Genomic DNA, 24,998 nt, shown 5'->3' on the forward strand with positions numbered 1-24,998 from the left:
CCTGCAATGTCGTTTTTTTGATGGGGTAATGAATGGCTTAGATCGCGCCCTCTGCGCGCAACGCCTGGATTTCCGTATCGGACAGGCCTAGCGTCACCTTCAGCACGCTATCGGTGTGCTCGCCCAGCAGCGGCGGACGCTCCAGGCGCGGGTCCTCGTAGCCATTGAACTTGAATGGCACCGGCACGGCGCCAAAGCGGCCGATGGAAGGATGCTCGTAGCTGGCCACCATGCCGCGCGCCAACACGTGTTCGTCGTGCATGATTTCTTCCACGTCCAGGATCGGGCCGGCGGGCACGCCCACGGCATCACAACGCTGGCAAAGCTCGTCGCGCGTCAACCGTCGCGCGGCGGCCGCCAGGCCTGCCATGACTTCATCGCGCCGCGCCACCCGCACGGCATTGCGCGCCAGTTCCCGGTCGTCCGCCCATTGCGGCAAGTCCAGCGCATCGCACAAGGGCTTCCAGTGCTGGTCGCTGCCCGTGATCTGCACCCAACGCCCATCGCTGCACTCGAACGCCGCCGACGGCACGCGCCCTGGATGCTCGGTGCCTAGCCGTTGCGGCACTTCGCCCAGCGCGAAATAGCGCGCCGCCGCCAACGACAGCAGGCCGACCTGCCCATCCAGCATCGAGAAGTCGATGTGGCAACCCTGCCCCGACTTCGTTCTGCCCACCAGCGCAGACAGAATTCCGATCGCCGCCCACAGGCCCGAGGTCAGGTCCGCCACCGGCAGCCCCGGCTTGACGGGGCCGCCGCCCCGTTCTCCCGTCAGGCTCATGATGCCGCCCATGGCTTGAAACACGGTGTCGTATCCCTTGCGGGGCGAATAAGGTCCGGTCATGCCGAAACCCGTGCACGAAAAATAGATCAACCCGGGATTGCCCGGCGCGATGCTGTCGCGGTCCAGCCCATACTTGACCAGCGTCCCCACCGGGAAATTTTCCACCACCACGTCGCAAGTCTCGGCCAGCCGGCGGATCAGCGCCTGGCCCGCCGGCTTGCGGAAGTTGACGGTGATGGACTGCTTGCTGCGGTTGAAGGCCAGGTAGTAGGCGGACTCCGTTCCGCCTTCGCCCTGTACCTGCGGCTCGAACCCCCGGGTTTCGTCGCCCGCGCCGGGTTGCTCGACCTTGATCACGGTGGCGCCGAGTTCGGCCAGGATCATCGACGCGAATGGGCACGCCAGCACCCGCGACAGATCCAGGATAGTCACGCCATCCAGCGGCCTCATCGCGACGGCCCCTGACGAAAGCCGCGCATGATCACGTTGGCGTCGCGGCCGACGCCCAGCGCATCGGCCAAGCCCAGGTCCGCCGCGCGATGAAAGGCGCGCTTGGTCAATCCCATGGCGGCGGGCTCCCAACCCGCCAGGCGCCCGGCCATTGCCAGCGCCGCGTCCAGCACGCCGGCGGCGGGCGCGACGCGATTGGCGATGCCCAGCGCCAGCGCGCGCGCGCCGTCGATGGGTTCGGCCATCGCCACCAATTCGAACGCGTGCTTGCGGCCCACCTGCCGCACCAGGTTCGCCATGACGACGGCGGCCACGATGCCATGGCGCAATTCGGGATAGCCGAAGCGCACGTCCTCGGCCATGACGGTCAGGTCACATGCCAACGCCAGCCCCGCGCCACCGCCCAGCGCATTGCCGTGCACTGCGCCCACGACGGGCTTGGTCATACGCGAGAACACCAGATGCAGGTCGGTCGTGAGATCGGCGCGGGCAAGGACGGCCTCGGGCTGTTCCATCGTCAACCCGGCAAACTCGGTCGTGTCCGCCCCTGCGCAAAACGACTTGCCGTTGCCGGTCAGCACCACGGCGCGCACCGTCGCGTCCCGCTCTGCTTGCAACAGGGCGTCCAGCAATGCCGTGGTCAAAGCCGTATTCAGCGCATTGTGCTTTTCCGGGCGGTTCAGGCGCAGCAGGCGCACGGCGCCCTGGTTTTCGACGATCAGTTCCGGCATGACGCAAATCCTCTTGAGTAGTGGTCAGGCATTTGATTGATTTAATCAACAATATGGGTAAAAAAATGGCGCCAGGCAGGCGCCACCCGTTTATCGGGGTTGCACGCCGCGGCCCCGGCGGGCGGGCACCTCGGCTTTGAATTCGTTCAGCATGTCCAGCGCATGGGCCGTCAGCTTGTCCAACATCCGCTCCATCTCGTCGCGCTCTTTCGCCGACAACACGGCCAGCATGGCGTCGTTGCGCTGCACGGCGGCAGGGAACATTTCGTCGTACAACGCGCGCCCCGCGCGCGTCAGGTCCAGGCTCACGCCACGGCCGTCCTGGCTGTCCGCGCTGCGGTGTATCAGCCCGCGCTCGATCAGCTCGGACACTGTCCGGCTTGCCTGGCTCTTGTCGATGTTGGCCTCGCGCGCCACGGCGTTAAGCGACATGTCGGGCGCAGCGCCCAGCAACGCGATGATCCGCCACTCCCGAGGCCCCACGCCGTAGCGGCTTTCGTTCAGACCCGCCGCGATGCGGCTGGACACGTAGGCCAGCCGATTCAGGCGGTACGAGAACAGCTCTTTCAAGGCGGTCGGCTGGCCGCGCGCGGGAGAGGCGGACTTGTGTGCGTTCAGGGATGCCATGGCTGGGCTCTGCAAAGATAAGGAAAAAGCGTTTGGGCGCTTTGGACGCCCCTCTGGCCGCATGATATACAAATGCGCCGCCCGCTTGTCATGACGCCGCCCACGCTTGGCGCACGCCAGGAATCAGCGGATTCATGCCGCTTAGCGCAACCCGGCTATGCAATGGCCGGCCCAGCGTTTGCTGACACAAGCCCGAGACCTCATCCAGCGCATTCAGGTCCAGCCCCGTGCACACGCCCATCGATTCGAACAGGCTGACCAGGTCTTCGGTGGCAACGTTGCCCGTGTGGCCGCCGCCGTAACGGACCTTGGCCGGATGTCCGCCGACACCGCCGAACGCGCAGTCGAAATGCCGCACGCCCGCTTCCAGCGCCGACACGTAGTTCACCAGGCCGGTGCCCCGCGTGTCGTGAAAATGCGCCACCGGCGTCAACTGTGGAAATTCACGCGCCATGCGGCCATACAGCTCGCGCACGGCAGCCGGCGTCGCCATGCCCGTGGTGTCGCCCAACGTAACGATGCCGACGCCCAACCGCGCAAACCGTTCCACATCGTCCATCACCGAATCCGGATCCACGGCGCCTTCGAACGGGCACCCGAAAGCCACGGAAATCGTGCCGACCATTCGCAGACGGCCGCTGGCCAAGGCGGCCATTTCCGCGATGTTCTCCCATTGCGCGGCGCGTTCGCGCTTCAGGTTGCGCAGCGAATGCGAGGCGCTGGCCGACACCAGCAGGCTGATCTCGTTGGCGCCGATGCCGGCATCCTGATCCGCCAGCGCGCGTTGCACGGCGCGGGCATTGGCGCAAGTCGCCTTGTACCAGACGCCCGCACGGCGGGGCAGTACCGCAAGCAGTTCGCTGGCGTCGGCGAACTGCGGCACCACCTTGGGGTTGGAATACGACGTCGCCTCTACCCGCTCGAATCCCAGCCGCGCAAAGCGGTCGATCAGGTCCGCCTTGACCGCGGTGCCGATGAAGTCGGACTCGTGCTGCAAGCCGTCCCGGGCGAAGCATTCGCACAACACCACGTCACGCGCGCTCATGCCGCCTGCTCCAGGCCGAACAACGCGATCGCATGCGCGCGCAACTTATTCTTCTGCACCTTCGAACTGCCCGTCATGCCGATGTGTTCGAAGCTATCGACCACGGCCACATGGCGCGGCACCTTGTAGTTGGCGCAACGGTTTTTGCACCATGCCGTTAAGTCCTCCGCCGAGCAATCCTGCCCGTCCTTCAGCAGCACAAACGCCGCGGGCACTTCTCCCAGGCGCGCGTCGGGCACCCCCACGACTTGCGCCATGCGCACCGCAGGATGCGCGTGCAGCACTTCTTCCACCTCGGCGGGCGCGACATTTTCCCCGCCGACACGAAACATGTCTTTCAATCTGCCCACCATGCGCAGCCGCCCTTCGGCATCCATTTCCCCCAAGTCGCCCGTGCTGAGCCAGCCGTCGGCCCCTAGCGCACGCGCGGTCGCTTCGGGCATCTTGTAGTAGCCCTTCATGACGCTCCAGCCGCGCGCCTGGATTTCACCGGCCTGGCCCACCGGCACCGGCTTGCCGGTGCCGGGATCCACCACCCGCACCTCCATGCCCGGATGCGGCAATGCCCAACCCGCCGCGCGCAACGAAAATGGATCATCATGGGACGACAGCGTAATGTTGGGCGAAGCCTCGGATTGGCCATAGGCGTTGCACATGCCCGGCACGCCCATGACATCGCGGATTTTCTGCATGACCTGCGGCCCCGCCGCCGCCCAGCCGCCGCGCAAATGGATGCGCGACCGGTCGAATTCGGGGTGGCCCATCAACATCAGGAAGATCGTGTCGTTGCCGGACGTGAGCGTGCAGCGCTCGACATCCAACATCCGCAAAGCGTCCGCCACGTCGAACTTGGGCAGCGTCAGCAAACAGCAACCCGTCACCAGGCTGACCAGGATCGACAAGGTGGTGCCGGCCACGTGGAAGTACGGACGGATGCTGAAGTAGCGGTCGTCGGCGGTCACGCCGATGCGCTGCGCGGCGGCCCACGCGTTGGTCAGCATGTTGGCGTGCGTCAGCATCACGCCCTTGGGAAAGGAGGTCGTGCCGGAGGTGTACTGGATCAGCAGCACGTCGTCAGGAACGACGGCTTGCATGCAAGCTTGCAGCGCATCACGGTCCACGGTGTCGCCGGCCGCCAGGAAATCATGCCAAGGCATTGCGCCCCGGGCGCAATGGTCGCCCAGCACCACGACCTGGCGCAGGCAGGGCAGGCGTTCGCCGGGAAGCCCAAGCGCGATATCCAGCGCCGGTTCCACTTGCGTCAGCAATGCCAGGAAATCGATGCCCAGGAAGGTGTCCGCAGTCAGCAACAGCTTGACGTCCGCCTGTTTCAAGCAGAATTCCAGCTCTTCGGCCTTGAAGCGCGTGTTGACCGGGACCGTCACGGCGCCCAGCATCGCGCAGGCGTAGAAAATCTGCACCCACACGCCGCTATTGCCCAACAGCACGCCGACGTGGTCGCCATGCCGCACGCCGGCGGCATGAAGGGCACGCGCGATGCGCTGCGCCTGCCCGTGCATCGCGAGCCAATCATGGCGTTCACCCGGGGCGACGAACGCCTCGGCCCGCGGACGTTCAAGCGCCGCCCGCGCCAAGGCTTCGGACAACGTAATCGGCGTGGCGATCATGCGCGGCTCCCTTGGTCCGACGCGCCGAACCCCGCGATCGCCTGCCGCCAATCGGTGCCGCGCAGGTTTTCTTCGATGGCCAGCAACTCGATCGCCATGGCGCCTTCGCGTGTGGTGGCCAAGCCCTGATCGATGCTGCGTTTGGTCAGCCTGACCGTCAACGGCGACGCGGCGGCGATCTTCGTCGCCATCTCAAGGGCCTCGGTGGGCAACGCCTCCGGCGCATGTACCTGATTCACCAGGCCGATCTCGCACGCCTCGGCTGCATCAAAGCGACGGCCCGTGAACAGCAGTTCCTTGGCCTTGCGCGCGCCGGCGATCCGCGGCAGCCGTTGCGTGGCGCCCACCGTGCCCCACCCCACCTCGGGATAGCAGAAGATGGCGTCGGACGAGGCCAGCACGAAATCGCACGCCGCCGCGATCTCGCAGCCCGACCCGAATGCCGGCCCATGCACCACGGCGATCACCGGCTGCGGCATGCGTTCGATGGCGCCGTAGGCGGCAAAACCTTGCACCCGTCTTGCTGTCATCTCCGAGGTGCTCATGGTCTTGCGCTCTTTCAGGTCCGCGCCGGCGCAAAATGCCGGACCCGCCGCCCGGATCAGCACCACGTGCACGTCAGCGTCCATGGATAGCACCCCCATGGCCTGCACCAATTCGGCGCACATCTGGGCGTTCAGCGCATTGCGGCTGTCGGGCCGGTTTAGCGTCACCGTGGCGACACGGTCCTGCACGTCCAGCAAGATCGTGTGAAAAGTCGGGGTCATGCCTGCTCCTGAAGGTTCTGGGTCTTGAAATCAACTTTACGGCATATAGTTGATTTAATCCACTACTTTTCCGAAGCAAAATCATGGCCAGATGCGCAGGCCCTGGGCGGCGACGCAGACGGATTCACCGCTTTAGGCCCAAGCCCGTGGCGCCTCTGCTAGACTTGCGCCCTGTCAGCGGCCAGGATTTGCCTTGAATAGTGATACACTCCGCCCGGGTGTTTTCCTGCAATATCAAGGCACTAGAGAAGAAATTCGCCCCTGCGCGGCCGCTTCGACACCCAGGTTTTGACCGTCTCGCCGTAGTTAAATGGATATAACCGGCCCCTCCTAAGGGTCAATTGGTGGTTCGATTCCACCCGGCGAGGCCACCCCCCGGCTTCGGTTCCGACGCCGTACCTTCCCTGAAAACACCGCACGTTCAGCCGGATGAGGGTTAATCCGGGCTACGCTCACGCGCGTTGCGCCGTTAGCGTCTTATGTCGCGTCTTGTGACGAATTGAAGCGGCGTCAATATGTCACCGTTATTTTTTTCGGCGATGATAGCGAATCGCCTTGCGCACAACTTGATGTGCTGTTTAAATTCGACGCGTAAGCCCCTAATTCCTCTGGATTTTTTCTGAACCGACGACACGCCGGCTTAAGAAACACTTCCTCACAGACTGACAAGCCTGCTCAAACCATGGCATTTACCTGGAAACGTGCAATTGCGAACGCGGTAGCGCCAGCGGCGCTGGCGATGTGCGCGCTCCTCCTCCCCCCGGCCGCGCTGGCCGCGAAAAATTCCGACCCTTGCAAGACGAACGCCAAATCGGCGGCCTGCAAGGCGCAACAAGCTAAAAAGACGCCGGCCGCGAAATCCGGCTCGGGCAAGGCCGCGGCAGGCAAACAAGCCGCGCCGGCCGCCAAGAAAGCCGCACCGGCCGCCAAGAAGGGCACGCCCAAGTCGTCGTCTACCGCAAAGAAAGCGCCCCCCAAAGGCGGCAAGCAGGTGGCCGCCAAGGGCACGCCGCCCAAAAAGGGCGCCGCCGGTGGCAAAAACAGCACGCCGAGATCATCGCGCGGGCAGCGCGCTGCGGTCGCCGCGGCCTCCGCCGCCATGCCGCCGCCCGCCGTGTCCGTGCGCGCCGAAGCTGCCGCGCTGCGTTCCAGCACCGCCTATGTGCAAGACCTGGAAACGTCGACCGTCCTGTTTGCCAAGAACGAGAATGTCGTGCGCCCCATCGCGTCCATCTCGAAACTGATGACCGCGGTCGTGGTGGTTGACGCCAACCTGCCGATGGACGAGATGCTTGAGATCACCGACGAGGACGTCGATGGCCTCAAGCACACCACGTCGCGCCTGCGCGTAGGCACCAAGCTGTCGCGCGGCGACATGCTGCACCTGGCACTGATGTCTTCCGAAAACCGTGCCGCCAACGCGCTGGGCCGCCACTATCCGGGCGGCCTGCCCGCTTTCGTGGCCGCCATGAACGCCAAGGCGCTGTCGCTGGGCATGACCAACACGCACTTCATCGAACCGACGGGCCTGTCCAGCAATAACGTGTCGTCACCGCACGATCTGGCTCGGCTGCTGCGCGCGGCGTCGCAACGTCCGCTGATCCATCGCTACTCGACCGATACCGAGTACGAGGTCGAGATCAACAACCGCACGCAGACCTTCCGCAACACGAACCTGCTGGTGCGTAAGCCTGATTGGGACATCAAGGTGTCCAAGACCGGCTACATCAATGAAGCCGGCGAATGCCTGGTGATGCTGGCCCGCATCAATGGCCGTGACCTGGCCATCGTGTTGCTGGACTCGCAAGGCAAACTGTCGCGCATCGGCGATGCCGTGCGCATTCGCCGCATCGTGCAAAACGAAGTGGCGCTGGCGTCAATCCAGCCGGGCGGTTGAATCTCCCACGCCCCGGCAATACAAAAAGCCCGATCGGTTCATCATCGATCGGGCTTTTTTATCGCCAGGCGCCAGGCGGCGAACGACCCGCCGCATAGCGCTAGGCTGCAACCGGCCGCTTCGCGCGCAGCGGCTTCGTGTCGTACAGCGACGTCGGCAATCCTTCCAGCACGGCTTGCGGATTCAACGAGCGGATCGGCACTGCGGCATCCAGCGGAATCCGGCCTTCGGCTTGCAGCAGTTGATAGCGCAGGCAGCACACGCGCAAGAACGACGTGAAGTTGGCGGCCTCGCCCCGATATTCGACCAGCTCGTCGTACAGGCGTTCGATCAGCTGCGTGACGCGCATACCATCGCGGCCGGCGATCTCTTCCAGCACCTGCCAGAACAATTGTTCGAGCCGCAAGCTGGTCGCCACGCCATGCAGGCGCAACGAACGGGTTTCAGGCGCGTAGGACTGTTCGCTGGCGCGGATGAAGATTTCACACATGAGAGCTCCGGTGCCAAGGGGCAAAGCGGCCGCCCGGGGCAGGCACGCCAGGGCCACTTTACGACGTTTGGCGCGCCGCCCGCAAGAGACCGGAAGGCCCCGCGGCGCACGATGCCGCCCGGTCCGGCCCTATTTGACGTTGGCCATTCTGCAACCACACGTTTCGCATCGATGCCGCTCACCGTCCAGGTTGATATAAATCATGGTGACGAATGCGTTCACGTTCGAGCATGGTGAAACTGAACTGACCCCGGAGAGTGTGATGAACAAGACCATGAAGGCCGCAGTGGCACGCGCATTCGGCAAGCCCTTGGTAATCGAAGAAGTCGCCGTGCCCCGCCCCGGTCCGGGCGAATTGCTGGTGAAGATAGAGGCGTGCGGCGTCTGCCACACCGACCTGCACGCCGTGGAAGGCGATTGGCCCGTCAAACCCAACCCGCCATTCATTCCCGGCCACGAAGGCGTTGGTTACGTCGTCGCGGTGGGCGCGGGCGTCACCCACGTGAAGGAAGGCGACCGCGTCGGCATTCCGTGGCTGTACTCGGCATGCGGTCATTGCGAACACTGCCTGGGCGGCTGGGAAACCCTGTGCGAACAACAGCAGAACGCGGGCTACTCCGTGAATGGCGGCTTTGCCGAATACGCGCTGGCTGCCGCTGATTACGTCGGGCTCCTACCCAAGAACGTCGGCTTCATCGACATTGCCCCCGTGCTGTGCGCGGGCGTCACGGTCTACAAGGGCCTGAAGATGACCGACACGCGCCCGGGCAACTGGGTGGTGATCTCGGGCATCGGCGGGTTGGGCCACATGGCGGTGCAGTATGCCAAGGCCATGGGCCTGAACGTGGCCGCGGTCGACATCGACGACGCCAAACTGGACTTCGCCCGCCGCCTGGGCGCGGAAGTCACCGTCAACGCCAAGACCACCGATCCCGCCGCTTATCTGAAACGCGAAATCGGCGGCGCCCATGGCGCGCTGATCACGGCCGTATCGCCCAAGGCGTTCGAGCAGGCGTTGGGCATGGTGCGCCGCGGTGGCACCGTGGCGCTGAACGGGCTGCCGCCCGGTGATTTCCCGCTGTCGATCTTCGACATGGTGCTGAACGGCATCACCGTGCGGGGCTCCATCGTCGGGTCGCGGCTGGACTTGCAGGAGTCCCTGCAGTTCGCCGAAGAAGGCAAGGTGCACGCCACCGTCGCCACGGAAAGCCTGGAGAACATCAACAGCGTGTTCGACCGCATGAAGCAAGGCCAGATCGAAGGCCGCATCGTGCTTGATTTCGCCTGACCCGCCAACACGCGCAACAGGATCGCAACCACAAGGGCCTGGGGCGGCAACCACCCCAGGCCCTTGCGTCATTCATACCGCCGAACCGGCGGCCGCCATCAATGCGTGATCTTCGTGCCCAGCACTGCCAGGAACTGCGACAGCCATGCGGGGTGCGCGGGCCACGCCGGCGCCGTCACCAGATTGCCGTCGGTGTAGGCCTGGTCGATACCGATCTCGGCGTAGGTGCCGCCGGCCAGGCGCACTTCCGGCGCGCAGGCCGGGTACGCCGAGCACGTGCGGCCCTTCAGGATACCGGCGGCAGCCAGCAACTGCGCCCCATGGCAAACTGCGGCGATAGGCTTGCCGGCCTGATCGAAATACCGCACGATATCCAGGACTTTTTCATTCAAGCGCAGGTATTCCGGCGCGCGGCCGCCCGGGATCACCAGGCCGTCGTAGGACGAGGGTTCGACGCGATCGAAGTCGAAATTCAACGAAAAATTGTGACCACGTTTTTCGCTGTAGGTCTGCGCGCCCTCGAAATCATGAATGGCGGTGGCGATGGTGTCGCCGGCTTTCTTATCGGGGCAGACCGCGTGCACCGTGTGCCCCACGGCCAGCAGCGTCTGGAACGGCACCATGGTTTCGTAGTCTTCGGCGTAATCGCCGACCAGCATCAATAGTCTTTTGCTCATGATTATCTCCTTGGGATGGGGGCGGCCGGTTGCGTGCCCAGCGTCGTGGGCCCCGGTTCTTGATGTTCTAGCGGCCATTGTGCCCGGGGCCGGGAGATGGATGGTGGTAATGGGATACCGCGCGGGGACAAGGCGGCGTGCCGCCTGCCGCGTAGCGCCCCCCTACAGCAGCAGCTGAATCGCCGGCAGGCAGGCGTCGGCGTTCAGCAGCACCACTTTTTTCATGCGCAGCTTGAACGCGCCGGGCCGCCCTTCAATCGTGTGATGCGCCGTGGCGGCCAGCATGCGCTGCGAATCGCCCTGCGTTTCAACGTACAAAAAAGGCGTGCGCGTCTGGTGCAGGACGGCGCCGGGTTCGCCCTCTTCTATCTGCGGCGCCTGCAAGATACGCAAGCCGCGCACGGCCGGATGCAGCGAGTGCGCGCGGGGGTTGCGGTAACGCTCGACGCGCAGCCGCAGTAGCAACAGGTCTTCGTATAGCAAGGACGGCGACTCATCCCGCATGGGCTGATCCGGCGACAGCGGCATCCAGTACAGGCCGTCCGACACGTATAACGACAGCCAATCGTCATAGCGCTGCGTATCCAGCAACATGGCTTCGTGGTAGACGAACGCGGCCAAGGCCGCCTGCAACGTCGTCGCCTCGGCAGGCATCACATCTGTATTCACGCAACGTCTCCCATCAGATTCAACCAGCCGCGATGTTGATTGCGGATGACCCATTCGTTATTGCCGCTTTCCATCGAACTGGCGCCCGCCTGGCCTTCGCCTTCACGATAGCCGCGATGCAGGCTCAGCCATTCATTGCCGTCACAGGCCAGGCCGCGTTGCTGGCTTTCGAACAGGTGCACGTCGTCATGCGCCACGATAGACATGGGAGAGAACACCAGCCGGGCGTAGGAGGCGGCGCGCTGGCGCAGACGGGCCGGGGCATTCTTGGGCGCGAACGCCCACGTTTCAATCAAGGTCTCGTTGACCGACAGCGGCCGCAGTACGCGCAGGATCATGGGCGAAGCCTTGGCCGCCAGGCTGGGATACAGCACGGTGTTCTGCGGTGAAAACGCCAAGATCTGTTGCGCCCCCTCTTTGCCATGGCGCGCTTCAAGCTCGGCCTGGTAATCGGGCAGCGGCGCATAGCCGGTATGAATGCTGAACTTGGTGCCCAGGATGCTGTGCCCGTGCGGCAACACCCGCGCGCCCATCTCGGAATAGAAACTGTAGCCCGCGCCAAAGGGCAGCAATTGCTCCATGGCCAATACGGTGTCGCCGTCTTCCGGCAGGCTTTGCGACACGTGCTTGGCGGCGCTGGCGGCCGACTCGTGCGTCGAGATCGGATGCACGGTGTCGTTGACGTTTTCCAGATAGAGCTTCCAGTTGCATCCGATCCGGTTGCGCAGCGGCGCGCCCAGTACCGACAACTGGCCATCAGGCGCCCGCGCCACCATATTGTCCAGCGTAGCCAGCGCTTCGCCGAAGTAGGACGCAAAATCCGGCCCGTCTTCACTGATCCGCGCAAACACGAAACCCTTGTAGTTGACGCAGCCCCCGGGCGACGCCAGCCCTTTGCCGGAGGGACACGCGGAAAGGTTGGTGCCTTCGTAGTCGTTCTTCAGCGGGATGGACAACAGGCTTCCGTCCAGCCGGTAAGTCCAGGCGTGATAGGGGCAGCGCAGCAGCTTGCCGCAATTGCCCTGGCGTTCGTGCACCAATTGGCTGCCCTTGTGTGCGCACCGATTCATCAACACGACGACGTCATCCGCACTGCTGCGCAACATGATCATCGACTGTCCGGCGATGTCGGTGGTGGTGTAATCGCCCACGGCGGGCGTCTGGCTTTCGTGGCCGACATACACCCAGGACCGCGTCCACAACCGCGCCTGTTCGGCGCGATACACCTCGGGGTCGATGTACAGGTCGCGGTGCACTTGATCCGGCCCGACCAGATGCCCGAACCCTTGTTGATTGGAACCATTCGTCATAGCGTCTCCTGTGCGTTTCATTCTTGCGGTTCAGGCTGCGGCGGCCTGCACCGCGTTCGGATCCCGCATGGCGTCAGCCGGGATCGGCGACCAGGCGCGACCGGCGGAATCCGGCGGCACTGCCGCGATCAGCGCGCGGGTGTAGGGATGGCTTGGCCGATCAAAAACTTCATCAACCGGCCCCTGTTCCACAATGCGCCCTTGATGCAGCACCAGCACGCGCGTGCACAGGTAGCGCACCACGGCCAGGTCATGCGACACGAACACCAGCGCAATGCCCAACTCTTGCTTGAGCCGCAATAACAGGTTCAGGATCAGCGCCTGCACCGAGACGTCCAGGCCCGACACGATTTCATCCGCCACGATCAGGCGCGGCGTGACGCACAGCGCGCGGGCGATGTTGACGCGCTGCTTCTGGCCGCCGGACAGCTGCGAAGGCAAGCGGCTGACGGCGTCCGGCGGCATGCCCACCGATGCCAACAAGCGCAGCGCGGTATTCAGGCGTGCCGCACGCCCCGTTTCCGACGTCGCCCCCGGCGGTGCGGCTTCCAGTATCTGCGTCACCAGCGACCCGACGGTGCGTCGGGGGTTCAGCGCCGAATCCGGGTTCTGGAACACGAGTTGCACATCGCGCGGGTCGGCCAGCGGAACGCGCACGGGCGCAGCCCGAGGCGTGTCCGTCGATGCGGCATACGCAATGCGGCCCGCCGAGGGCGCAATCATGCCGGCGATCAGGCGGGCAAGACTGGTCTTGCCACTGCCGCTTTCGCCGACGATGCCCAGAAATTCCCCATGCGCGACCGACAGGGACAACGGATGCAGGATTTGCAGCGGCGTTCTGGGGCGGAATAAACGCGCGCGGCCGGGATAGCTCAACGCCACGTCGCTTAGCGTTACGACGGGTTCGGCGCGCGTGGCCGGCTTGGCGCGCGTGTCCAGGAACGCCGCGGCGTCCTCGTCGGTGGACGCGGCCAATGGCGGGATGGACGGCAGGCAGCGCGCAGCGCGCTCACTGCCGCGATCCAGCAGTCCGATGGCGCGTTCGCTGCATACCGGCTGGCGCGACGGGCAGCGCGAGGCGAACCGGCAGCCGCGCAGCGTGGCGAAGTCTCGCAGGCCGGGCATGAAGTCGGGCAAAGTGCGCAGCGCCCGCGTGGGCGCCATCATGCCCGGCGCGGACTCCTTCAAGCTGCGCGTGTAGGGATGCAGCGGCTCGTCCAGCACCTGGCGCGCCGACCCGACTTCGACCACTTCGCCCGCGTACAACACGGCGATGGTGTCGCAAACATGCGCGGCCAGCCGGAGATCATGCGTCACCAGCACGACGGACGTCTTATGGCGTTGCTGCTGATCCGCCAGCACCCGCATGATCTGCGCCTGCGTGATGACGTCCAGCGCGGTGGTGGGCTCGTCGGCGAAGATCAGCGCCGGGTCGCCACAGAACGCCATGGCGATCAGGATGCGCTGGCACTGCCCGCCCGACATCTGATGCGGATACCGCGCCAGCATGGCGGGCGCGTCAGCCAGGCCCACTTCCTGCAAGCGCGCGCAGGCATAGGCTTCGCGCTGCGCCGCCGGGATGCCGACATGGCGCAGGTGCTCGAACAGTTGCTGGCGCACCGTCAGCGCTGGATTCAGGCCCGAGAGCGGCTCTTGGGGAATGAATGCGATCTGCCGCCCCAACATCGCGCGACGCTGTGCGGGCGCCATGCGGTTCAAATCCTGGCCTCGAAAGCGGATCGTGCCTTGGGTGATGTTGAAGCCGGGCGGCACGTTACCCGCCACCATGCGGCCCACCATGCTTTTGCCCGCGCCCGATTCGCCGACCAGGCCCAGCATGCGGCCTTCGGGAATGTCCAGGTCGATACCGCGCAACACGGCAGCGGGCAGGCGCCGGCCGTCCACGTCGACATCCACGGTCAGGGTCAGGTCCTGCAAGCTCAATAGCGACATGAGATCAGTTCCTTGCGCGGTTGCGCGGGTCCAGCATCTGGCGCATGCCGTCGCTGAGCAAATTGAATCCGAACACCGTCAGCACAATGCCGGTGACCGGCGCGATCAGGGTCCAGATGGCTTCCTGCATGGTGCTGCGGGCGTCGGCGATCATCACGCCCCATGCGACCACGTCGGCGGGCACCGACAGCCCGACGAAGCTCAAGATGGCTTCGACAATGATCGCAATGCCGATCTGCAAGCTGAACAACGTCAGGATCAACGGCGCAAGGCCCGGCAGCATCTCGCGCAGCATCACGCGCAGGTGGCCAAAACCCATCAACCGCGCCGCCGTCACGTAGTCGTTGCGACGGATCTTGAGCGCCTCGGCGCGCACCACCCGGCAGAACCGCGTCCAGTCCACCAGCACAATGGCAAGGATCACATTGGCCACGCCGGTTCCCAGCCCCACCATCAAGATCAGTGACAGCACCACGGGCGGAAACGACATCCACAGGTCCACCAGATAGCCGATGGCCTTGTCCACGCGCCCGCCGAAATAGGCGGCTGCCAACGCCAAGGTACAGCCGACCACCATCGCGCCCATGGCCGCGCACAGGCCCACCCACAAGGCCACGCGCGTGCCGAAGATCAACCGCGACAACACGCAGCGGCCCAGGCTGTCGGTACCCAGCGGGTATTGCGACAGCCCGTCCGGCGCCCACGCCGGCGGCAGCAACGGCGACAGCAGGTCTTGCGACAGCGGATCGTTGGGCGCAATGACGGGCGCGAACAGCGCGATGGCCAGCAACGCCAGCACGATGGCGCCGCCCAGCGCGGCCTTGGGCGATGCGCGCAGCGCCGCCCACCAGCCCGGCAGGCGGGCGGCGACGGAAGCCGCTTGAACATTAAGCGTCGTCATCAGAGGTCTCTCAAGCGGGGGTCGATTACGGCATACAGGCAGTCCACACTGGCATTGATCAGCAGGATCACCGCGCAGAAGACCAGCGAAATGCCTTGGATCAGCGGCAAGTCATGGTTGCGCACGGCCTGCACCATCATGTTGCCCATGCCGGGGAACGAGAAGATCATTTCGATCAGCAAGGTGCCGCCGAACAAAAAGCCGAACTGCACGCCGATCAGCGTCAGCGTGGGCAGAAATGCGTTGCGCAGCATGTGGCGCAGGATCACGCGCCGTTCAGGTTGGCCGCGCAGCCGCGCGACCGCCACGTATTGTTCGTGGCTGGCTTCCAGCAGGCTGGCGCGCAGCACGCGCACGATCAAGGGGCTGAAACCCAGCGCAAGCGCCAAGGCCGGCAGCACCAGATGCGAGGCCGCGTCGGCCCAAGCCAGCCAGCGCCCTTGCAGCAAGAAGTCCATCAGCACGAAACCGGTGGGCCCGGACATATCCACGTCGGAACTGAACCTGCCCGAGAACGGCAGGATGGGCCAATGCACGCCGAAGGCCAGCATCAGGAAGATGCCCCACAGAAAACCGGGGATGGAAATCAGCAGCACCAGGCCAGTATCGGCAAACAGTTCGCCACGCCGGTCATGCAGCACGTACAACAGCAAGCCGCCCGGCACACTGATGGCCAACGCCATGATCAGCGCCACAATCGATAGTTCCAGCGTGGCGGGCAAGGTGGTGGCGATCAACTGCGTGACTGGCGCGCCAGAACTGATGGATCGCCCCAGGTCGCCGTGCAGCACCTGCCCCAGCCAAATGCCGTACTGCACGACCAGCGAGCGGTCCAGCCCCATGGTGTGCCGCAAGGCCTCGACCTCGGCGCTGGTCGCGCTGGGCGGCAGCATCATGCCCAGCGGGTCCGCCGGCAGCAGCCGGAGCACCACGAAGACCACGACGGACAGCGCCAGCATGGTGGGCACCGCCACGGCCAGGCGGCGCACAAAGTGGGACACCAGCGCCGCCCACATCAGCGGCTCCAGCGATACGTCGCGGGCAAGATGTAGCCGGTTTGGTAGACCTTCATGTCCACGGACTTCTTGGACGCGACAGTGGCCACCGATTGCAGCAAGGGCAGGCTCCACGCGTGTTCAGTGGCTTGGCGCGCCAGGTCGCGATAGCCCTGGATACGTTTTTCGGGGTCACCCTGGGCGGCCAGTGCGTCGATGGTTTTGGCCAGTTCGGGTTCTTTCCAGGTAGAGAACCGCAGGCGCGGGTCCAGGATCTTGCCAGCGAAGATTTCCGGGTCGCCCGTGGCGTTGGCCCAGCTGTACAGCATCACGCCTGGCACTTTCGATGAATGGCTCAGTTCAAGGTACTTGGCCAGGGTAATTTCCTGCAGATCCGCCTGGACGCCGATCTGCGACCACATCTGCACAATGGCGCGCGCCATCTCGTAGTCGCTGGGAAACGTGTTGTTGGTGGACAGGAACTGGATTTTCAGCGGCTTGTCCGGGCCGTAGCCCGCCTTGGCCAACTCGGCCTGCGCCGCGCCCTTGTCGAACGCGTAGTTAAATCCCGCCACGTCTCCGGCAGACCCCGGCGTTGCCAGCACGGAAAGCGGCTTGGCGACGCTGGCGTAGAAGGCCTTGGAAATGGCCTGCTTGTTGATCGCAAGGTGCAAGGCGCGCCGCACGTGCTCATTCTGGAACTCCGGCACGTAGCTGGGAATCTGAAGAATGAAGATCTCGCTGTACGGATAGACCTCGGCCTTCAGGCTGGGCAGCTTGTTCAGGCGATTGACCTCGCGCAGCGGAATTTGCACTGCCACGTCGGCGCGGCCCGATTCCAGCATGGCGACGCGCGCGGAAGAATCCGGCACGAATTCAAACACCACGCGCTTGATGGCCGGCTTGGGCCCCCAATACTTGTCATACGCTTCAAGCACCACGCGCGACCCGCGTTCATAGCGCACGACCTTGTACGGGCCCGCGCCGATCGGGGCCGCCTGGAAGCCGTCTTCACCCACTTTTTCCAGGTAGGCGCGCGGCAGGATGTACGAAGTCAGAAAGCCCAGGTAGTTCGGCGCCGTCGGCGTCGGCGTGGAAAACACCAGCGTGGCCTCGGTCGGGCTGGCGATCTGGATGTCTTGCAAGGCGCCAAAAAAACCGTTGATGGCCAGGCGCTTGTCGCGCTTGGGGCGGTCCAGGAAGCTGAACTTGAAATCGTCGGTGCTTACTTTGGAACCATCGTGAAAGGTGGCGTCGTCGCGCAGCACGATAGCCAGCCGCATGTTCTTGTCGTCCAGCCAACGCCAGCTTTTGATAAGCGCGGGCTGTAGCTTCAAGTCGCCGTCGATGAATAACGGGGAATCGAAGACCGCCTTGTACAGCGACTGCCCGGCCGGGAACGTGACGGCGGTGGGATCCCACGACGGCACGTCCACCGGATACGCAATTTTCAGTTCTTCCGCGGACGCCGCCTTGTCCGCCTGCGCGCCGGCCGACGACGCGAACAACGCCCCGCACATCACCAGACAGGACACCAGCGTCCTGCCCACCCCCCGTACCCACCATGCGTCAATCATGAACGGCCTCCGATGTCGGAATCGTTGCAAAGGCGCCCGGCATCGCCGCGCGAACAGTATACTGTTGTGAATTTAATCACTAGTACTTGAACTTTAAACTAATTATTTACCCTAGTATCAGTGGGTTATATGAACGCACAACAGTATATTGTTTAGGGATAACCCCGGTAGAAAAACGCTTCCGGGCACTCCTGCAACGGCCTGCACGGCTTCAGAGAGGACGCAATGGGACAACTTCAAGAACGCCTGGTGTGGCACCCCGAAGCGGGCGCCATCCTGGACGCTGATCGCCGCTATGTCATGCTGCGCGCCGACGTGCTGATGGGACTGTTCACCGCCCTGCCCCCGGCCCTGCGCGATCAGGCGCTGGCCAGCCTGCAAGCGTCGGTCCGTGACCATGGCGGCGCCTCGGCGCGCGCCTATCAGGCTGCTGGAGCGCGGGCCCCTGGCCCCCTCCTGCAGGTCATGGCGCAGGCGGCCGCTGACTTGGGCTGGGGCGTGTGGCATTGGCGGATGGCAGACGCCGACGCCCCCGTACTGCAAGTGGAAAACAGCCCTTTCGCAACCGCCGCGATCGGCTCGGACCGCCCGGTCTGCCACGCGATTACAGGTATGCTGGAGGCCGTCAGCGCACTGGTCGCGGGCAAAGCAAGCCCGTATCGCGAGACGCGGTGCGCCAGCATGGGCGCGCCTTGCTGCGAGTTCGAGGCGAGGCGCGATTAAGCAAACGCGTGGCGATACGGCGACCACGCGGCCGGGCGAACGAACCAAGCGATTTAGCGAATAAAGCCGTCAAGGCAAAGCGGATGGCAATGAAGGCGACAACCACAACAAGAGACGCGGCGCGCAAGCCGAACCTGCGCGAACGGGTGTACGGCATCGTCCGAGAGCGCATACAGATGGGCTTGATCCGCCTGGAAGACCGGCTGGTGGACCATGACATCGCAGAAGAGCTGGAGGTGTCGCGCATGCCGGTGCGCGAGGCGCTGATGCAATTGAAAAGCGAAGGCCTGCTTGAAGGCACGGCGCGCGGCTTCGTGCTGCGCCGCTTCACGCTGGCGGAAATGAACGAGATCTTCGAGATCCGGACGCTGCTTGAGCCCGCCGCCGCGGCCTCGGCGTCGGTGCACGCCGGCCCCAAGGGGCTGGCCGAAATGAAAGAGGCACTGGAGCAGGCCGAAGACGCACACGCGCGCACCGACGTCGACGAATTCATGCGGCGCAATGCGCATTTCCGATGGGCCTGGTTGACCATGGTGCCCAACCGGGAACTGGCGGGAGTGATATCGCGGTACATCGACCACGTGCAGGTGGTGCGCCTGGTGACCATGGACGACGAACAGGTCCGCAGCATCATCCTGCAAGGCATGCGGGGCCTGTACGAAGCTTTTTTATCCGGCGACACCGAACGGGTGCGTATCAGAATGCTGGGCCACGCCCGCGCGGCAGCCGCCTGTTATTACAGCGCCTATCAAAAGATGCTGGCGCCATCCGCGCCCGAGCAAGACGAGGAGAAGCGCGCGTGATCCAGGCGTGGCGCGCCAACACCTACCCCGAAGCGCGCCGCCGTTATTCCAGCGCCACCGACACCGGCTTTGCGCCCAGCACAGTGACCAGCACGTTGGGGTCGATACCGATCAGGTAGCCGCGCCTGCCGCCGTTGATATAGACCACGGGGTAGGTCAACACATCGGCTTCGACCCACACCGGCATTTTTTTGCGCGTGCCGAACGGCGACGTGCCGCCCACCTGGTAACCGGAATGCCGCTGCGCCACCTCGGGCTTGCACGGCTCGACCTTTTTCAGGCCCGCCTGACGCGCCAGGTTCTTGGTGGAGACCTCGCGGTCGCCGTGCATGACCACGATCAGCGGCTTGGCGGATTCGTCTTCCATCACCAGCGTCTTGACCACCGCATGCGGATCCAGGCCCAGCTGCCGCGCCGCTTCGCCGGCGCCGCCGTGATCCACGTAGTCGTAGGTGTGTTCCGTATAGGCCACCTTGTTCTGCTTCAGCAACTGGGTGGCGGGCGTTTCAGAAACGTGGCGGGCTTTGCTCATGGGTCGGCGTCAATCGGAAAAAACAAAAGTGTAAGGCAGCGGGCGGACGCGGCTAGCCGCGCGGGTGATGCGCCGCATGCAGCGCCTTCAGGCGTTCGCGCGCCACATGGGTGTAGATCTGCGTGGTGGAAATATCGGCATGGCCCAGCAGCATCTGCACCACGCGCAGGTCGGCGCCGTGATTCAACAAGTGGGTGGCGAACGCATGCCGCAGCACGTGCGGCGACAGCGGCGCATGGATGTCAGCCAGCAACGCGTATTTCTTCACCAACTGCCAGAAGGCTTGGCGCGACATCGCTTCCGCGCGGCTGGTGATGAACAGCGCATCGCTTTGGCGCCCTGCCGCCAGCTCGGGTCGGGCGGTCTTCAGGTACTGGTCGATCCAATGCGCCGCTTCGGCGCCCAGCGGCACCAGGCGGTCTTTGCCGCCCTTGCCCAGCACCACGCGCACCACGCCTTCGTTCAGGCTGACATCCAGCGCGCGCACGCTCACCAGTTCCGACACGCGCAGACCGGTGGCATACAGCGTTTCCAGCATGGCCCGGTCGCGCACGCCACGCGACTGGCCCAGATCAGGCGCTCGCAGCAAGGCGTCCACCTGCTGTTCGGACAAGGTCTTGGGCAGGCGCGGTGGCTGTTTGGCGGCGATGAGCGTCAGGCAGGGGTCGCGGTCGGCGCGATGTTCGCGCAAGGCCCAGGCGTAAAAGCGGCGCAGCGCGGCCAGCCGGCGGTTGGCCGTGGTGGCGCGGGTTTCTTCGTGGCGAAAAGCAAACCAGGCTTCGATGTCGGCCTTCTGGGCCTCGTTCAGGGGTTTGGCGGGACCCGGGGCTGGCAGGGCGTTGCCGGCATCGCCGTAGCGGTCGGCCATTTCGCGGGCGTAGGCCTGCGGGTCTTCCAGCCAACGCGCAAACCCGGTCAGGTCGCGGCGATAGGCGGCCAGCGTGTTCGCCGACAGGCCGTCCTCTAGCCAGACAGCGTCGATGAAAGCGTCGATATCGGCTTGGGAAGCCAGCGGCGGGCGGGGTTCTGACATGCGGCTCACCTTTCCCCGACGCCAGCGGCGGCCGACTTCAGCCAGCTTTCGAAGAGCTTGAGCGCGTCGGAACGTTCGCTGCGCTGCGGGTAACCAAAGTAATAGCCCTGGCTGACCGTCAGCGACTGCGGCACCGGCATCTTGAGCGTGCCTTGGTCCAGCGCCGGCTGCGCCAGGAAGCGCGGCATCAAACCGACGCCCAGCCCGGCCTGCACCGCCGCCATCACCATGGTGAAGAGTTCGTAGCGCGGCCCGCCCGCCGCCTGCGGACCATACAGATGACTGTTGGCGCCATACCACTGCCGCCAGGCGTCCGGCCGTGACGCCAGATGCAGGTGGGTCATGCCGGCCAGCGCGCTGACACCGGTGTCCGTTGCCATTGCCGCCCGGGCCGCAAGCTCGGGCGCGCACACCGGCACCAATTCCCGTTCGGGAAACAGCAACACCCCCTGGGTGCCGGGCCACAGGCCATCGCCATGGTAGAGCGCACCGTCGAAAGGCTGATCCTTGAACTGGAACGGCAAGGTGCGCACCGACAAGCTCACGGTAATGTCCGCGTGTTCCCGCTGGAAATCCGCCAGCCGCGGGATCAGCCATGTCGTGGCCAGCGTGGGCACCACCGCGATATGGATGCTGCGGCCCATGCCGGTACGGCTGACCAGCCCGAACGTGTCTTTTTCGATCTGGTCCAGATGGTGACGGATCCGGCCGGCGTATTCCGCCCCGTGGTCCGTCAGCACGATTCGCCGCCGCACCCGGGTGAACAACTGCACTCCCAGCCGCGACTCCAGGCTGGCCACCTGCCGATAGACGGCGCTATGCGTCAGGGACAGTTCCTCGGCCGCGCGGGAAAAACTGCCCAGCCGGGCCGATGCTTCGAACGCCTGCAGCGCGCTCAGATTGGGAATGCCGTTTCTCATGGGGCGGGGACAGCCTGAAACCGGCCTGGGCCGGGCGCGCCGCTTGCGGCGGCGCAACAGGGCACTACGTGCCCGGGGATCAATAGATTGTGCAATTTTATCAATTGCGTTGTGCGGCCAGGGCACATATCCTCGGGAGTCTTATCCTCGGCTATCCACGACACCCCACCATGTCTCAGCAAGATTCCCGCCTTGGCGGTCACATTCTGGTCGACCAGTTGGTCGCCCAGGGCGTCAAACACGTTTTCTGCGTTCCCGGCGAGAGCTACCTGGCGGTGCTGGACGGCCTGCACGACGCGGATATCAAAGTGACGGTGTGCCGCCAGGAAGGCGGCGCGGCCATGATGGCCGACGCCCATGGCAAGCTGACCGGCGAACCCGGCATCTGCATGGTCACCCGCGGCCCGGGCGCGTCCAACGCGCTGGCCGGCGTGCACATCGCCAAGCAGGATTCCACACCGCTGATTTTGTTCGTCGGCCAGATCGAACGCGGCATGCGCGAACGCGAAGCCTTCCAGGAAATGGACTACCGCGCCGTGTTCGGCACCCAGGCCAAGTGGGTCACCGAGATCGACCAGGTCGAACGCATTCCCGAATTGATCTCGCGCGCCTTCCATATCGCCACGTCGGGCCGCCCCGGCCCCGTCGTGATCGCGCTGCCCGAAGACATGCTGGTCGAAGCCGCCAAGGTGGCCGACGCGCCGCGTTACGAATTGATCGAATCCGCCCCCACGGCCGGCCAATTGGCCGATCTGGAAAAACTGCTGGCCGACGCCAAGAATCCAGTCGCCATCCTGGGCGGCACGCGCTGGGATGCGCGCGCCGTGCAGCAGTTCGCCGACTTCGCGCAGCGCCATGCGCTGCCCACCGCGGTGTCTTTCCGCCGCCAAATGCTGTTCCCGGCCGATCACCCCTGCTTCATCGGCGACGTGGGCCTGGGTATCAATCCGGCGCTGCTCAAGCGCGTAGCCGACGCGGACCTGATCCTGCTGGTCGGCGGCCGCATGTCGGAAAATCCCAGCCAGGCCTACACGCTGCTGGACATCCCGGTGCCGAAGCAAAAGCTGGTGCATGTGCATCCCGACACCGCCGAACTTGGCCGCGTGTACCGGGCCAACCTGGCCATCAACACATCGCCCGCCGCGTTCGCCGAATCATTGGCCGGCCTGAAGGCGCCCGCCAAACCCGTGTGGGCAGAAGGCACGCAAGCCATGCGCGAGTCGTACCTGAAATGGAGCGACCCGGAAACCATCACGACCCCGGGCGCGCTGCAGATGGGCCAGGTCATGGCCTATCTGGAAAAGACGCTGCCGGCCGACGCCATCATGACCAACGGCGCCGGCAACTACGCCACCTGGCTGCACCGCTTCCATCGTTTCACCCGTTTCGGCACGCAGTTGGCGCCCACGTCGGGCTCGATGGGATACGGCCTGCCGGCGGCGGTTGGCGCCAAGCGCGTGTGGCCCGACAAGACGGTCGTTTGCTTCGCGGGCGACGGCTGCTTCCTGATGCACGGCCAGGAATTCGCCACGGCCGTCCAATACGACTTGCCCATCATCGTGGTGCTGATCGACAACGGCATGTACGGCACCATCCGCATGCACCAGGAAAAACACTACCCCGGCCGCGTGTCCGCGACCGAACTGAAGAACCCGGACTTTGCCGATTACGCGCGCGCCTTCGGCGGCCACGGCGAACGCGTCGAAACCACCGACCAGTTCGGTCCGGCTTTCGAACGGGCGCTGGCCAGCGGCAAACCGGCGATTCTGCACTGCTTCATCGATCCGGAAACCATTACCCCGTCGACGACCTTGGAAAAGATCCGCGACGCGGCGCTCAAAGCCCAGCACTGATACCAGAGCGGGCGGCCCGGCCGGCAACACGCTTGCGCGTTGCCGTGCAAACCCCAACTTGCCGCCCGAATTATTTTAGGTTTAAACTTTCTAGATTCCGAATACGGAAATCCATAGCGGAGACCCAGCATGTCCTCGAATCCTTCTTTTCAATGGCAAGATCCCCTGTTGCTGGACCAGCAACTGACCGAAGAAGAACGCATGGTGCGCGACGCCGCCCACGCCTATTCGCAGGACAAGCTTGCCCCCCGCGTGCTGAACGCCTTCCGCAACGAGAAGACCGATCCGGAAATCTTCTCGGAAATGGGTGAACTCGGCCTGTTGGGCGCCACCATCCCCGAAGCCTACGGCGGCGCTGGCATGAACTACGTCAGCTACGGCCTGATCGCCCGCGAAGTCGAACGCATCGACTCCGGCTACCGCTCGATGATGAGCGTGCAGTCGTCGCTGGTCATGGTGCCGATCAACGAATTCGGCAGCGAAGCACAAAAGCAGAAGTACCTGCCCAAGCTGGCGCGCGGCGAATGGATCGGCTGCTTCGGCCTGACCGAACCCAACCACGGTTCCGACCCCGGCGGCATGGAAACCCGCGCCGTCAAGACGTCCGACGGCTACAAGGTTTCCGGCAACAAGATGTGGATCACCAACTCCCCCATCGCCGACGTGTTCGTCGTGTGGGCCAAGTGCGTCGGCGGCGAGTTCGACGGCAAGATCCGCGGCTTCATCCTGGAAAAGGGCATGAAGGGCCTGTCGGCCCCGGCCATCCACGGCAAGGTCGGCCTGCGCGCGTCGATCACCGGCGAAATCGTCATGGACGAAGTCGAGATCTCGGAAGACCAGATGATGCCTGGCGTGTCCGGCCTGAAAGGTCCGTTCACCTGCCTGAATTCCGCCCGCTACGGCATCGCCTGGGGCGCTGTCGGCGCCGCTGAAGCCTGCTGGCACACGGCCCGCCAGTACACGCTGGATCGCAAGCAGTTCGGCCGCCCGCTTGCCGCCAACCAGCTGATCCAGAAGAAGCTGGCCGACATGCAGACCGAAATCACGCTGGCGCTGCAAGGCTGCCTGCGTCTGGGCCGCATGAAGGACGAAGGCACCGCCGCCGTCGAAATCACGTCCATCATGAAGCGCAACTCTTGCGGCAAGGCGCTGGACATCGCCCGCCTGGCCCGCGACATGCTGGGCGGCAACGGCATTTCCGACGAGTTCGGCGTGGCCCGCCACCTGGTGAACCTGGAAGTGGTCAACACCTACGAAGGCACCCATGACGTGCACGCCCTGATCCTGGGCCGCGCACAGACCGGCATCCAGGCGTTCTATTGATCGCCTGACCGGCCATCGCCAA

The 24,998-nt window shown here is 64.7% G+C and carries 23 protein-coding genes and 1 tRNA gene; 7 read left to right on the forward strand and 17 right to left on the reverse strand.

Annotated elements, in window-relative coordinates; translation table 11 throughout:
- Positions 1–37: 37 nt before the first annotated feature.
- The 6 genes from ACI0FO_RS24890 to ACI0FO_RS24915 all read right to left on the reverse strand — a co-directional run bounded on the left by ACI0FO_RS24890 (position 38) and on the right by ACI0FO_RS24915 (position 6,032).
- Positions 38–1,234, reverse strand: coding sequence for a CaiB/BaiF CoA transferase family protein (locus ACI0FO_RS24890; RefSeq protein WP_416031148.1), 1,197 nt, complete (start codon positions 1,232–1,234; stop codon positions 38–40).
- Positions 1,231–1,965, reverse strand: a complete 735-nt coding sequence (locus ACI0FO_RS24895) for an enoyl-CoA hydratase/isomerase family protein (protein WP_416031150.1) — start codon at positions 1,963–1,965, stop codon at positions 1,231–1,233. The genes ACI0FO_RS24890 and ACI0FO_RS24895 overlap by 4 nt, the downstream gene beginning before the upstream one ends.
- Positions 1,966–2,055: 90 nt before the next feature.
- Positions 2,056–2,592, reverse strand: coding sequence for a MarR family winged helix-turn-helix transcriptional regulator (locus ACI0FO_RS24900; protein ID WP_416031152.1), 537 nt, complete (start codon positions 2,590–2,592; stop codon positions 2,056–2,058).
- Positions 2,593–2,680: 88 nt separating this feature from the next.
- On the reverse strand, positions 2,681–3,637 hold the full coding sequence (locus ACI0FO_RS24905) for a hydroxymethylglutaryl-CoA lyase (RefSeq protein WP_416031154.1): 957 nt from the start codon (positions 3,635–3,637) through the stop codon (positions 2,681–2,683).
- Positions 3,634–5,265, reverse strand: a complete 1,632-nt coding sequence (locus ACI0FO_RS24910; protein WP_416031156.1) for an AMP-binding protein — start codon at positions 5,263–5,265, stop codon at positions 3,634–3,636. The genes ACI0FO_RS24905 and ACI0FO_RS24910 overlap by 4 nt, the downstream gene beginning before the upstream one ends.
- Positions 5,262–6,032, reverse strand: a complete 771-nt coding sequence (locus ACI0FO_RS24915; protein WP_416031157.1) for an enoyl-CoA hydratase/isomerase family protein — start codon at positions 6,030–6,032, stop codon at positions 5,262–5,264. The genes ACI0FO_RS24910 and ACI0FO_RS24915 overlap by 4 nt, the downstream gene beginning before the upstream one ends.
- 296 nt (positions 6,033–6,328) lie before the next feature.
- Here ACI0FO_RS24915 and ACI0FO_RS24920 point away from each other — a divergent pair.
- Together ACI0FO_RS24920 and pbpG are read left to right on the forward strand one after the other, a co-directional pair.
- A tRNA-Arg gene (locus tag ACI0FO_RS24920) sits at positions 6,329–6,403 on the forward strand.
- Positions 6,404–6,714: 311 nt separating this feature from the next.
- Positions 6,715–7,929 (forward strand): D-alanyl-D-alanine endopeptidase, encoded by a 1,215-nt coding sequence (gene pbpG / locus ACI0FO_RS24925; RefSeq protein WP_416031159.1) that lies wholly within the window; start codon positions 6,715–6,717, stop codon positions 7,927–7,929.
- Between the two features lie 100 nt (positions 7,930–8,029).
- Here pbpG and ACI0FO_RS24930 read toward each other — a convergent pair whose 3' ends face one another.
- Positions 8,030–8,419, reverse strand: a complete 390-nt coding sequence (locus ACI0FO_RS24930) for a ribbon-helix-helix domain-containing protein (protein ID WP_416031161.1) — start codon at positions 8,417–8,419, stop codon at positions 8,030–8,032.
- Positions 8,420–8,681: 262 nt separating this feature from the next.
- Here ACI0FO_RS24930 and adhP point away from each other — a divergent pair, with 262 nt between their 5' ends.
- The gene (gene adhP, locus ACI0FO_RS24935) at positions 8,682–9,707 is read left to right on the forward strand and encodes an alcohol dehydrogenase AdhP (protein WP_416031331.1); all 1,026 of its coding nucleotides are present in this window, start codon (positions 8,682–8,684) and stop codon (positions 9,705–9,707) included.
- A 98-nt stretch (positions 9,708–9,805) separates the two neighbouring features.
- Here the strand turns inward: adhP and ACI0FO_RS24940 are convergent, their stop codons facing one another.
- The 7 genes from ACI0FO_RS24940 to ACI0FO_RS24970 all read right to left on the reverse strand — a co-directional run bounded on the left by ACI0FO_RS24940 (position 9,806) and on the right by ACI0FO_RS24970 (position 17,789).
- Positions 9,806–10,384, reverse strand: coding sequence for a DJ-1/PfpI family protein (locus tag ACI0FO_RS24940; protein ID WP_416031163.1), 579 nt, complete (start codon positions 10,382–10,384; stop codon positions 9,806–9,808).
- A 162-nt stretch (positions 10,385–10,546) separates the two neighbouring features.
- Positions 10,547–11,053 (reverse strand): aromatic-ring-hydroxylating dioxygenase subunit beta, encoded by a 507-nt coding sequence (locus ACI0FO_RS24945; protein ID WP_416031165.1) that lies wholly within the window; start codon positions 11,051–11,053, stop codon positions 10,547–10,549.
- Entirely contained in the window at positions 11,050–12,363 is a 1,314-nt protein-coding gene (locus tag ACI0FO_RS24950) for an aromatic ring-hydroxylating dioxygenase subunit alpha (RefSeq protein WP_416031166.1), read from the reverse strand. Before ACI0FO_RS24950 ends, ACI0FO_RS24945 begins: the two co-directional genes overlap by 4 nt.
- 30 nt (positions 12,364–12,393) lie before the next feature.
- Positions 12,394–14,316 (reverse strand): dipeptide ABC transporter ATP-binding protein, encoded by a 1,923-nt coding sequence (locus ACI0FO_RS24955; RefSeq protein ID WP_416031167.1) that lies wholly within the window; start codon positions 14,314–14,316, stop codon positions 12,394–12,396.
- Positions 14,317–14,320: 4 nt separating this feature from the next.
- Positions 14,321–15,217: an ABC transporter permease gene (locus tag ACI0FO_RS24960; protein WP_416031169.1), complete on the reverse strand. Its 897-nt coding sequence runs from the start codon at positions 15,215–15,217 to the stop codon at positions 14,321–14,323.
- Complete coding sequence (locus ACI0FO_RS24965) at positions 15,217–16,233, reverse strand: ABC transporter permease (protein ID WP_416031171.1); 1,017 nt, start codon at positions 16,231–16,233, stop codon at positions 15,217–15,219. Before ACI0FO_RS24965 ends, ACI0FO_RS24960 begins: the two co-directional genes overlap by 1 nt.
- The gene (locus ACI0FO_RS24970) at positions 16,233–17,789 is read right to left on the reverse strand and encodes an ABC transporter substrate-binding protein (protein ID WP_416031172.1); all 1,557 of its coding nucleotides are present in this window, start codon (positions 17,787–17,789) and stop codon (positions 16,233–16,235) included. The genes ACI0FO_RS24965 and ACI0FO_RS24970 overlap by 1 nt, the downstream gene beginning before the upstream one ends.
- 225 nt (positions 17,790–18,014) lie before the next feature.
- Here ACI0FO_RS24970 and ACI0FO_RS24975 point away from each other — a divergent pair, with 225 nt between their 5' ends.
- Together ACI0FO_RS24975 and ACI0FO_RS24980 are read left to right on the forward strand one after the other, a co-directional pair.
- A complete protein-coding gene (locus ACI0FO_RS24975) occupies positions 18,015–18,512 on the forward strand; it encodes a V4R domain-containing protein (protein WP_416031174.1) in 498 nt (165 codons plus the stop codon).
- Positions 18,513–18,601: 89 nt separating this feature from the next.
- A complete protein-coding gene (locus tag ACI0FO_RS24980) occupies positions 18,602–19,315 on the forward strand; it encodes a GntR family transcriptional regulator (protein ID WP_416031176.1) in 714 nt (237 codons plus the stop codon).
- Positions 19,316–19,358: 43 nt separating this feature from the next.
- Here the strand turns inward: ACI0FO_RS24980 and ybaK are convergent, their stop codons facing one another.
- Genes ybaK through ACI0FO_RS24995 form a run of 3 tightly spaced genes read right to left on the reverse strand, consistent with a single transcriptional unit; the run spans position 19,359 to position 21,800 of the window.
- A complete protein-coding gene (gene ybaK / locus ACI0FO_RS24985; protein WP_310030842.1) occupies positions 19,359–19,847 on the reverse strand; it encodes a Cys-tRNA(Pro) deacylase in 489 nt (162 codons plus the stop codon).
- Between the two features lie 52 nt (positions 19,848–19,899).
- Positions 19,900–20,880 (reverse strand): site-specific tyrosine recombinase XerD, encoded by a 981-nt coding sequence (xerD, locus tag ACI0FO_RS24990; RefSeq protein WP_416031178.1) that lies wholly within the window; start codon positions 20,878–20,880, stop codon positions 19,900–19,902.
- 5 nt (positions 20,881–20,885) lie between these two features.
- Entirely contained in the window at positions 20,886–21,800 is a 915-nt protein-coding gene (locus tag ACI0FO_RS24995; RefSeq protein WP_416031180.1) for a LysR substrate-binding domain-containing protein, read from the reverse strand.
- Between the two features lie 170 nt (positions 21,801–21,970).
- On the opposite strand from ACI0FO_RS24995, the gene ACI0FO_RS25000 reads away from it, so the two are divergent.
- Both ACI0FO_RS25000 and ACI0FO_RS25005 read left to right on the forward strand, forming a co-directional pair.
- The gene (locus ACI0FO_RS25000; protein WP_416031182.1) at positions 21,971–23,653 is read left to right on the forward strand and encodes a thiamine pyrophosphate-binding protein; all 1,683 of its coding nucleotides are present in this window, start codon (positions 21,971–21,973) and stop codon (positions 23,651–23,653) included.
- Between the two features lie 129 nt (positions 23,654–23,782).
- On the forward strand, positions 23,783–24,976 hold the full coding sequence (locus tag ACI0FO_RS25005; protein ID WP_105559071.1) for an acyl-CoA dehydrogenase: 1,194 nt from the start codon (positions 23,783–23,785) through the stop codon (positions 24,974–24,976).
- Positions 24,977–24,998 lie beyond the last annotated feature (22 nt).

The organism is Achromobacter marplatensis (assembly GCF_049060505.1).
Lineage (GTDB): Bacteria > Pseudomonadota > Gammaproteobacteria > Burkholderiales > Burkholderiaceae_B > Achromobacter > Achromobacter marplatensis_A.

Bases quoted from the DNA above. Each gene is read 5' to 3' on its own strand.
- ACI0FO_RS24960 (WP_416031169.1), bottom strand. From the start codon at position 15,217: ATGACGACGCTTAATGTTCAAGCGGCTTCCGTCGCCGCCCGCCTGCCG.
- ACI0FO_RS24900 (WP_416031152.1), bottom strand. From the start codon at position 2,592: ATGGCATCCCTGAACGCACACAAGTCCGCCTCTCCCGCGCGCGGCCAG.
- ACI0FO_RS25000 (WP_416031182.1), top strand. From the start codon at position 21,971: ATGTCTCAGCAAGATTCCCGCCTTGGCGGTCACATTCTGGTCGACCAG.
- ACI0FO_RS25005 (WP_105559071.1), top strand. From the start codon at position 23,783: ATGTCCTCGAATCCTTCTTTTCAATGGCAAGATCCCCTGTTGCTGGAC.
- ACI0FO_RS24940 (WP_416031163.1), bottom strand. From the start codon at position 10,384: ATGAGCAAAAGACTATTGATGCTGGTCGGCGATTACGCCGAAGACTAC.
- ACI0FO_RS24965 (WP_416031171.1), bottom strand. From the start codon at position 16,233: ATGTGGGCGGCGCTGGTGTCCCACTTTGTGCGCCGCCTGGCCGTGGCG.
- pbpG (WP_416031159.1), top strand. From the start codon at position 6,715: ATGGCATTTACCTGGAAACGTGCAATTGCGAACGCGGTAGCGCCAGCG.
- ACI0FO_RS24970 (WP_416031172.1), bottom strand. From the start codon at position 17,789: ATGATTGACGCATGGTGGGTACGGGGGGTGGGCAGGACGCTGGTGTCC.
- ACI0FO_RS24975 (WP_416031174.1), top strand. From the start codon at position 18,015: ATGGGACAACTTCAAGAACGCCTGGTGTGGCACCCCGAAGCGGGCGCC.
- ACI0FO_RS24950 (WP_416031166.1), bottom strand. From the start codon at position 12,363: ATGACGAATGGTTCCAATCAACAAGGGTTCGGGCATCTGGTCGGGCCG.
- ACI0FO_RS24915 (WP_416031157.1), bottom strand. From the start codon at position 6,032: ATGACCCCGACTTTTCACACGATCTTGCTGGACGTGCAGGACCGTGTC.
- ACI0FO_RS24930 (WP_416031161.1), bottom strand. From the start codon at position 8,419: ATGTGTGAAATCTTCATCCGCGCCAGCGAACAGTCCTACGCGCCTGAA.
- ACI0FO_RS24910 (WP_416031156.1), bottom strand. From the start codon at position 5,265: ATGATCGCCACGCCGATTACGTTGTCCGAAGCCTTGGCGCGGGCGGCG.
- adhP (WP_416031331.1), top strand. From the start codon at position 8,682: ATGAACAAGACCATGAAGGCCGCAGTGGCACGCGCATTCGGCAAGCCC.
- xerD (WP_416031178.1), bottom strand. From the start codon at position 20,880: ATGTCAGAACCCCGCCCGCCGCTGGCTTCCCAAGCCGATATCGACGCT.
- ACI0FO_RS24955 (WP_416031167.1), bottom strand. From the start codon at position 14,316: ATGTCGCTATTGAGCTTGCAGGACCTGACCCTGACCGTGGATGTCGAC.
- ACI0FO_RS24895 (WP_416031150.1), bottom strand. From the start codon at position 1,965: ATGCCGGAACTGATCGTCGAAAACCAGGGCGCCGTGCGCCTGCTGCGC.
- ACI0FO_RS24890 (WP_416031148.1), bottom strand. From the start codon at position 1,234: ATGAGGCCGCTGGATGGCGTGACTATCCTGGATCTGTCGCGGGTGCTG.
- ACI0FO_RS24995 (WP_416031180.1), bottom strand. From the start codon at position 21,800: ATGAGAAACGGCATTCCCAATCTGAGCGCGCTGCAGGCGTTCGAAGCA.
- ACI0FO_RS24980 (WP_416031176.1), top strand. From the start codon at position 18,602: ATGAAGGCGACAACCACAACAAGAGACGCGGCGCGCAAGCCGAACCTG.
- ACI0FO_RS24905 (WP_416031154.1), bottom strand. From the start codon at position 3,637: ATGAGCGCGCGTGACGTGGTGTTGTGCGAATGCTTCGCCCGGGACGGC.
- ybaK (WP_310030842.1), bottom strand. From the start codon at position 19,847: ATGAGCAAAGCCCGCCACGTTTCTGAAACGCCCGCCACCCAGTTGCTG.